Source organism: Mesorhizobium sp., from assembly GCF_005063415.1.
Taxonomy (GTDB): Bacteria; Pseudomonadota; Alphaproteobacteria; order Rhizobiales; family Rhizobiaceae; genus Mesorhizobium.
In genome coordinates this window covers 21,019-27,462 of record NZ_SUEG01000076.1, presented here as the reverse complement: position 1 = coordinate 27,462, position 6,444 = coordinate 21,019, and the positions used below count along the sequence as shown (strand labels likewise).

General features: G+C 65.3%; 7 protein-coding genes. 4 read left to right on the top strand and 3 right to left on the bottom strand.

Features of this window, described 5'->3' with window-relative positions; all coding sequences use genetic code 11:
• Positions 1 to 446: lysoplasmalogenase family protein (locus tag E5W70_RS19715; RefSeq protein WP_292661169.1), on the top strand; the 446-nt coding region annotated here is incomplete at its 5' end.
• 4 nt (positions 447 to 450) lie between these two features.
• Here E5W70_RS19715 and E5W70_RS19710 read toward each other — a convergent pair.
• Both E5W70_RS19710 and gloB read right to left on the bottom strand, forming a co-directional pair.
• Complete coding sequence (locus tag E5W70_RS19710) at positions 451 to 879, bottom strand: cupin domain-containing protein (RefSeq protein WP_292661166.1); 429 nt, start codon at positions 877 to 879, stop codon at positions 451 to 453.
• A 21-nt stretch (positions 880 to 900) separates the two neighbouring features.
• Positions 901 to 1,668: a hydroxyacylglutathione hydrolase gene (gene gloB / locus E5W70_RS19705; RefSeq protein WP_292661163.1), complete on the bottom strand. Its 768-nt coding sequence runs from the start codon at positions 1,666 to 1,668 to the stop codon at positions 901 to 903.
• Between the two features lie 98 nt (positions 1,669 to 1,766).
• Between gloB and E5W70_RS19700 the strand changes: the two genes are divergently transcribed.
• The 3 genes from E5W70_RS19700 (at position 1,767) to E5W70_RS19690 (ending at position 5,383) form a co-directional block, all read left to right on the top strand.
• Complete coding sequence (locus E5W70_RS19700) at positions 1,767 to 2,537, top strand: methyltransferase domain-containing protein (RefSeq protein ID WP_292661158.1); 771 nt, start codon at positions 1,767 to 1,769, stop codon at positions 2,535 to 2,537.
• Between the two features lie 130 nt (positions 2,538 to 2,667).
• Entirely contained in the window at positions 2,668 to 4,500 is a 1,833-nt protein-coding gene (locus E5W70_RS19695; protein ID WP_292661157.1) for an ABC transporter ATP-binding protein/permease, read from the top strand.
• Between the two features lie 76 nt (positions 4,501 to 4,576).
• Positions 4,577 to 5,383 carry a DUF1194 domain-containing protein gene (locus tag E5W70_RS19690; protein ID WP_292661154.1) on the top strand — a complete coding sequence of 269 codons (807 nt, stop codon included), beginning with the start codon at positions 4,577 to 4,579 and terminating at the stop codon, positions 5,381 to 5,383.
• 17 nt (positions 5,384 to 5,400) lie between these two features.
• Here E5W70_RS19690 and E5W70_RS19685 read toward each other — a convergent pair whose 3' ends face one another.
• Entirely contained in the window at positions 5,401 to 6,426 is a 1,026-nt protein-coding gene (locus E5W70_RS19685) for an RNA polymerase subunit sigma-70 (RefSeq protein WP_292661151.1), read from the bottom strand.
• Between the last annotated feature and the right edge of the window lie 18 nt (positions 6,427 to 6,444).

The following is a 6,444-nucleotide window of genomic DNA, read 5'->3' as shown; positions in this document are numbered from 1 at the left end:
CGCCCTGCTGCACGACCAGCACCGCCAGCATCGCCACCGCCAATGTCCTTGCCGCGCATGTGCTTTACGTCGTGCTGTTCCTGCGTGCCGGCGGGGGCCTCGGACTGCTTTCGGCCGAGCCATGGCGGGCAGCGATCGTGCTGGCGATGGTCGTGTCGGTGCTGGCCATGCTTTTCGCGCTCCGGCGCCGCGTCGGCCCGGCCTTGCGTTTGCCGATCGGTGTGCATGCCGCGGCACTGCTTGCCATGAGCATTGCCGCGCTCACCCTGAACAGCGTCTGGGTCGTCGGCGGCGTCGTCCTGCTCATCCTGTCCGACGGGCTGCACGCCGCGGAAAAGTTCCTGCTGCCCGCCATCTCGCCGCACCGTGCCTGGATGCGCCATGCGGTCTGGGCGCTGTATTACGCCGGCCAGCTGGCGATCACGCTGGGTTTCCTGCTGGGCTAGGTGCCTAGGGCGTGCCCGGCAGCCAGCCTGGTTCGGCCAGTTCGAAGGCGGCGAAATCGAAGCCCGGCGCCACGGTGCAGCCGACCAGGGTCCATTCGCCGAGGCTGCGTGCCGACTGCCACCAGCCCGCCGGCACGACGATCTGCGGCCGCTCGCCCGCGGCAAGCGCCGTACCGAGGACCTCCTCGATGACGGGACCGCCTTCTCGATGTATCGACAGCGCCAGCGGCGCGCCGTCATAGAAGTGCCAGACCTCGGCCGCGTCCTTGACCCGGTGCCAGGCCGACACTTGGTCCTTCTCCAGAAGGAAATAGATCGCCGTCGAATGGCCGCGGGCGCCTTCCGCCCCGTCGCGAAAGGTCTCGGCATACCAGCCGCCTTCCGGATGCGGCTTCAGGCCGAGCAGGGCGATGATTTCGGCGGAACTGGTCATGACCCTAGCTCCTGGCGCCGCTCAGAAATTGTCCTTGCGCTTGCGGATCTCGGCGAACACTTCGGCGTCGGAGGCCTTCTCCAGGCCGAGATGCCTGCGGATCGCCGGATCGTGCCAGCGCAGGAACGGATTGGTCGACAGTTCCTCGCCGATCGTCGTCGGCAGTGTCGGCTTGCCGCCGGCGCGCAGCGCCTCGATTTTCGCGGCGCGCTCTTTCAGCGCCGAATTGGTCGGATCGATGGTCAGCGCGAAACGGGCATTGGCCAGCGTATATTCATGACCACAGTAGACGACCGTGTCGGCTGGCAGCGCCGCGAGCTTCTTCAGGGATTCGTACATCACCGGCGGCTTGCATTCGAGCAGCCGCCCACAGCCGAGCGCAAACAGCGTGTCGGCGGCGAATGCCACTTTCGACGCCGGCAGGTGATAGGTGACATGGCCCGCCGTGTGGCCGGGCGTGGCGATAACCTCGATCCGCTCGTCGCCGAGGCGAAGGACCGAGCCTTGCTCGACGGCTTCGTCGATGCCGGGAATCTTTGCCTTTTCGGCTTCCGGCCCGACGATGCGCAGCTTGAAACGCTCCTTCAGCGCCAGATTGGCCTCGACGTGGTCGAGATGGTGGTGGGTGGTCAGGATCATCGTCGGCGTCCAGCCGGTGCGCTTGATCGCCGCCAGGATCGGCGCCTCCTCGGGTGCGTCGATGAGCGCCGTCTGGCCGCTTTTCGGATCATGCACCAGCACGCCGAAATTGTCGCTGCGGCACATGAATTGTTCGATCTCGACCGGCATCATATCTCTCCCTTTATTGGCGCAGACATAAGGCGCCTGCCAGCCGATGTCATCTGCCTTTGTTGAACTTGGACTGCTTCGAAGCTACCGTTCCGCGCATGCATTCAGACATTGTCGACCTCCGTTCCTTCTATTCGACCACGCTCGGCCGCCTGGCCGAACGCTCGATCACCATGGCGCTGTCCTCAATATGGGCCATCGTGCCCAACGAACGGCTGGTCGGCCTCGGCTACACCTTGCCGTGGCTGGAGCGCTTCGGCAGCGATGCCGAGCGCGTCTTTGCCTTCATGCCGGCAACGCAGGGCGCGGTGGTCTGGCCGGCGACGGGGCCGACGGCGACCGCCCTGGTCTTCGACGAGGAACTGCCGCTGGTCGATTCCTGCATCGACCGCATGCTGCTCGTCCATTCGCTCGAACATGTCGAGAACCCGCGCGAGACGCTGAACGAGATCTGGCGGGTGCTGTCGCCGGCCGGCCGTGTCGTCATCGTCGTGCCCAACCGGCGCGGCGTCTGGGCGCGCTTCGAGCACACGCCTTTCGGCAATGGCCGGCCGTTCTCGCGCGGCCAGCTGACCGAATTGCTGCGCGAAGCGAATTTCACGCCGGCGGCGTGGTCCGATGCGCTGTTCTTCCCGCCGTCGCCGCGACGTTTCATGATGCAGTTCCACAATGTGCTGGAACGTGCCGGCCGGCGCTTCTGGCCGATCTTCTCCGGCGTCATCGTCGTCGAGGCGCAGAAGCGGCTCTATCAGGGCGTGCCGGTTGCCCAGCGCGCGTCCCGCCGCGTCTTCGTGCCGGTTCTCTCGCCGCATGGCGCGCCTACGCTCGGCCGGCTATCGCGGGCCGAACGTCCGGCGCCGCCAAGATGACGCGTTCGTGATCCGAGGCAGGCTTTTTCTCACCTATCTGTCGCGGACGGGTTGGCTGCCCGATTGAAGGCATACGCGGTCGATTCTATGACCGGGTTTCAGCGCCGCTTTCGAATGCAAGGATCCACTCATGGCTGATCATCCGGATGTCGAGGCCAGCGCCCAGAAGCTTGCCACCTGGATCGAAGCCAGCAGCCTGCGTGAGCAGCTGGCAGCGATCAAATTGGCGCTCACCACCTCGCCGGTGCGAAAGCGATTGTTTTGGGCCGCAATCGGCATCGTCGCCGTCATTGTCGCAACCTCGGTCGGGCAGGTTCTGCTCAATCGCTGGAACCAGCCGTTCTTCGACGCGCTGGCGCGGCGCGACATGCCGGCTTTCCTGCATCAGCTTCTGGTCTTTGCGGCAATAGCCAGCGGGCTGCTTCTGTTTAACGTGGGCCAGACCTGGCTCGACCAGATGCTCCGCCTGAAGCTGCGCGAGGCGCTGACGCTCGACCTGATCGACGAATGGATGCGGCCGGCGCGTGCCTTCCGGCTGACCCATGCCGGCGCCATCGGCGTCAATCCCGACCAGCGCCTGCAGCAGGATGTCGCGCATCTCTCGGATCTTTCCATCGGCCTCGGCATCGGCCTACTGCAGTCCTGCATCCTGCTTGCCTCGTTCGTTGGCGTCCTGTGGTCGCTGTCTTCCGGCTTCGTCTTCCACATAGGCAGCCATTCGCTGGCCATACCCGGCTACATGGTCTGGGCGGCGATCCTTTATGCGGGCACCGCTTCGTGGTTGAGCTGGCTGGTCGGGCGGCCGCTGATCCGCTTCAACAACGATCGCTATACGCGCGAAGCGGAGCTGCGCTCCTCGGTGGTTCGCGTCAACGAGAATGTCGATGCCATCGCGCTGGCGCATGGCGAGGCTGATGCCAGGCGCCGCCTCGAATTCGATCTCGGCATGGTGCTGGGCGCCATGCGGCGCATCTACAGCGCCCAGATCAATCTTTCCTGGGTTACCGACACCTATGGCTGGATCACTGTCGTCGCGCCGATCCTGGTCGCCTCACCGGTCTATTTCGCCGGCGATATCAGCTTTGGCGGCTTGATGATGGCAGTCGGCGCATTCAACCAGGTCCATTCCTCGCTGCGCTGGTTCATCAACAATATCGGCGGCATCGCCGATTGGCGCGCTACGCTGATGCGGGTCGCCGACTTCCGCATCGCGCTTGGCGACACCGACGCGCTGCACCATACGGAAAGGCGCATTTCGTTCGGCGAAAACCCGGACGGCAGCCTGACCTTCGAGAAACTTGAGATTGCCTCGCCGGAGGGATGCACCAAGCTTGCCGAGCCGCATGTCGAAATCCGCGCCGGCGACCGCGTCATGATCACCGGAGATCCAGGCGCCGGCAAGACGCTGTTCTTCCGCGCCATTGCCGGTTTGTGGCCATGGGGCAGCGGCCGCATCGGCATGCCGGCCGGAGAAGCGCCGATCTTTGTTCCGCGTACCCCCTATTTCCCGCTCGGCAAGCTGCGCGAGGTGCTCAACCATTCGGGCGGGGCGGCGGAGGCGAGCGATGCCGAGATCTCGGAGGTGCTGGCCGATGTCGGGCTGCAACGCCTGTCGTCCTCGCTCGATCGCTCGGCGCGCTGGGAGCGTGAGCTCAGCGACGACGAGCAGCGTCTGCTGGCCTTTGCCAGGCTCGCCTTGCGACGGCCGAAATGGGTGATCATCGACGAGGCGCTGGACGCGTTCGACGGCCCAACGCTGAGGCAAGTGCTGTCGATGCTGGAGAAGCGCCTTCCCGACGCCGCGATCCTCAATATCGGCCGCGGCCAGCACAATGCCCGCTTCTTCCGGCGGGCGTTGACCATCGTCAAGGATGCCGGCCAACCGCCACTCAAGCCGGCCCGTATCAGGGCAGGTGCCATCGAACCGCCCCCGGCTATCGCTTCGGCTGGCCGAAAGAAATAGAAGGCAAGCTTTATTTCGCCGCGATCGCGGCGAAAAACTGTCGCGATCGTTTCAGATGGGAACGTTCCGATCGGCCATGCTTGACGCTCTCGCCCTGCTCGCCTGCCTTGCCTGCACTCCGGCGGCACCTGCGGCCGCGCCGGCCAATGCAATTGTCGTCGATGTCGAGCTGGTGCTGGCCGTCGACATCTCGCAGTCGATGGATGAAAGGGAGTTTGCCCTGCAGCGCGCCGGCTATGTCGCGGCGCTGCGCCACCCCGACTTCATCAACGCCGTGCGTGCCGGCACCTCCGGCCGCATCGCCATCGCCTATTTCGAATGGGCTGGCACCATCCGCGACGATGGGGTCATTGCCTGGCAGGTCGTCGACAGCAAGGAGAGCGCCAATGCTTTCGCCGACAAGATCGCGGCCCGCCCGTTCAGGAGCTTTCGCGGCACCTCGATCTCCGGTGCAGTGGCCTTCGGCGCCGAGCTTTTCACCGGCACGGCCTTCACCGGCAAACGCCGCGTCATCGACGTCTCGGGCGACGGCCCAAACAACACCGGCCTGCCGGTCACAACGGCACGCGATGCGGCGCTGGCGAAGGGCATTATCATCAACGGACTGCCGATCCTGATCAGCCCGTCACCCACCTTCAGCCATCTCGACCGGTATTATGCCGAATGCGTTACTGGCGGGCCGGGCTCGTTCGTGCTGCCGATCTATGCTGCTTCCGAATTCGCCACCGCCACTCGCCGCAAACTGATCCTCGAGGTCAGCGGCATCGAGTATCCCAGGGAAGATCCGAGGACGATCCGCATCGACGCACCGATCGACTGCCTGCAAGGCGAACGCGACCGGCGGTTTTTCTCCGACCCGTATTTCCCGGAACTCGACCGGTAAGGCTTGCCCGGGGTAAGCTAGGCTGGTGGCAGGCCGAAGGCCGGGAACAGAGATGGCCCGAGCGGCCCTATGAAGATCGTCAAGGAGGCGATCCCGCCCTCGCCTGCGTCGAACACATGCAGGGAATGGGCCCGCCATTCAGGACCATCGTGGCTGCGGGAATAAACCCCGACCGCCGGCTGGGCATTGGCGCGGGTGGCCAGCGTGCGGAAGCCGCCAAACCTCGGCCAGACGGTCTCGAAGAAACCGCGGATCGCTTCGCGGCCTTGATACCATTCGCGCCAGGGCGGCATTGTATAGATGGCGTCCTCACGCAGCAGCTCGATCAAGCTGTCGAGATTGGCGGCCTGCCAGGCCTGCATGTAGCGTTCGAGCAGCAGGCCTTCTTCGGGGCTGGGCCGTGATCGGCTGGCCGGCCGTCCCTGAGGATAGCGCGCCGCCAGCGTTGCGCGGGCGCGCTGCAACGCGCTGTTGATCGAAGCCGTCGATCCGCCCAGCAAACGCGCCGTCTCGACAGCCGACCATCCCAGGACGTCGGCAAGCAGCAGCGCGGCGCGCTGTCTGGGCGGCAGATCCTGGATGGCGGCGACGAAGGCGAGCTGGACGGCCTCGCGGCTCTCGTAACGGGCTTCCGGACCTGGCTCGCTGCCGGCAATGTCTGGAAGCTCGGCGTCGGGGTAGGGCTCTAGCCAGGCGATGTCGGCTACCGGCCCGCCTATGGCCGCCCCGTGCGAGGGCGGCCGTCCTGGTTCCCGAAGAATGCGGTGCGCCCTCGACCTCGCCTTGATAGCGTTGAGGCAAGCGTTGGTGGCAATCATGTAGAGCCAACCGCGAACCGAACCCCGCCCGTCGAATTCCGACCTGGCGCGCCAGGCGCGAAGCAACGTTTCCTGGACGAGGTCGTCGGCCTCGTGCAGCGAACCCATCATGCGATAGCAATGCAGCTTGAGCTCGCGGCGATGCGTGGCGGTGACCTTCTCGAAGGCCAGCCGATCGAGAATCGGCTGGCCTGCTGGCTCCAGAGGTGGCTGAGCGTCTGTCATGCGGCTTGTGCGGTTATA

Coding starts and splice junctions, on each gene's coding strand:
- E5W70_RS19710 (WP_292661166.1), bottom strand. CDS start 879: ATGACCAGTTCCGCCGAAATCATCGCCCTGCTCGGCCTGAAGCCGCAT.
- gloB (WP_292661163.1), bottom strand. CDS start 1,668: ATGCCGGTCGAGATCGAACAATTCATGTGCCGCAGCGACAATTTCGGC.
- E5W70_RS19700 (WP_292661158.1), top strand. CDS start 1,767: ATGCATTCAGACATTGTCGACCTCCGTTCCTTCTATTCGACCACGCTC.
- E5W70_RS19695 (WP_292661157.1), top strand. CDS start 2,668: ATGGCTGATCATCCGGATGTCGAGGCCAGCGCCCAGAAGCTTGCCACC.
- E5W70_RS19690 (WP_292661154.1), top strand. CDS start 4,577: ATGCTTGACGCTCTCGCCCTGCTCGCCTGCCTTGCCTGCACTCCGGCG.
- E5W70_RS19685 (WP_292661151.1), bottom strand. CDS start 6,426: ATGACAGACGCTCAGCCACCTCTGGAGCCAGCAGGCCAGCCGATTCTC.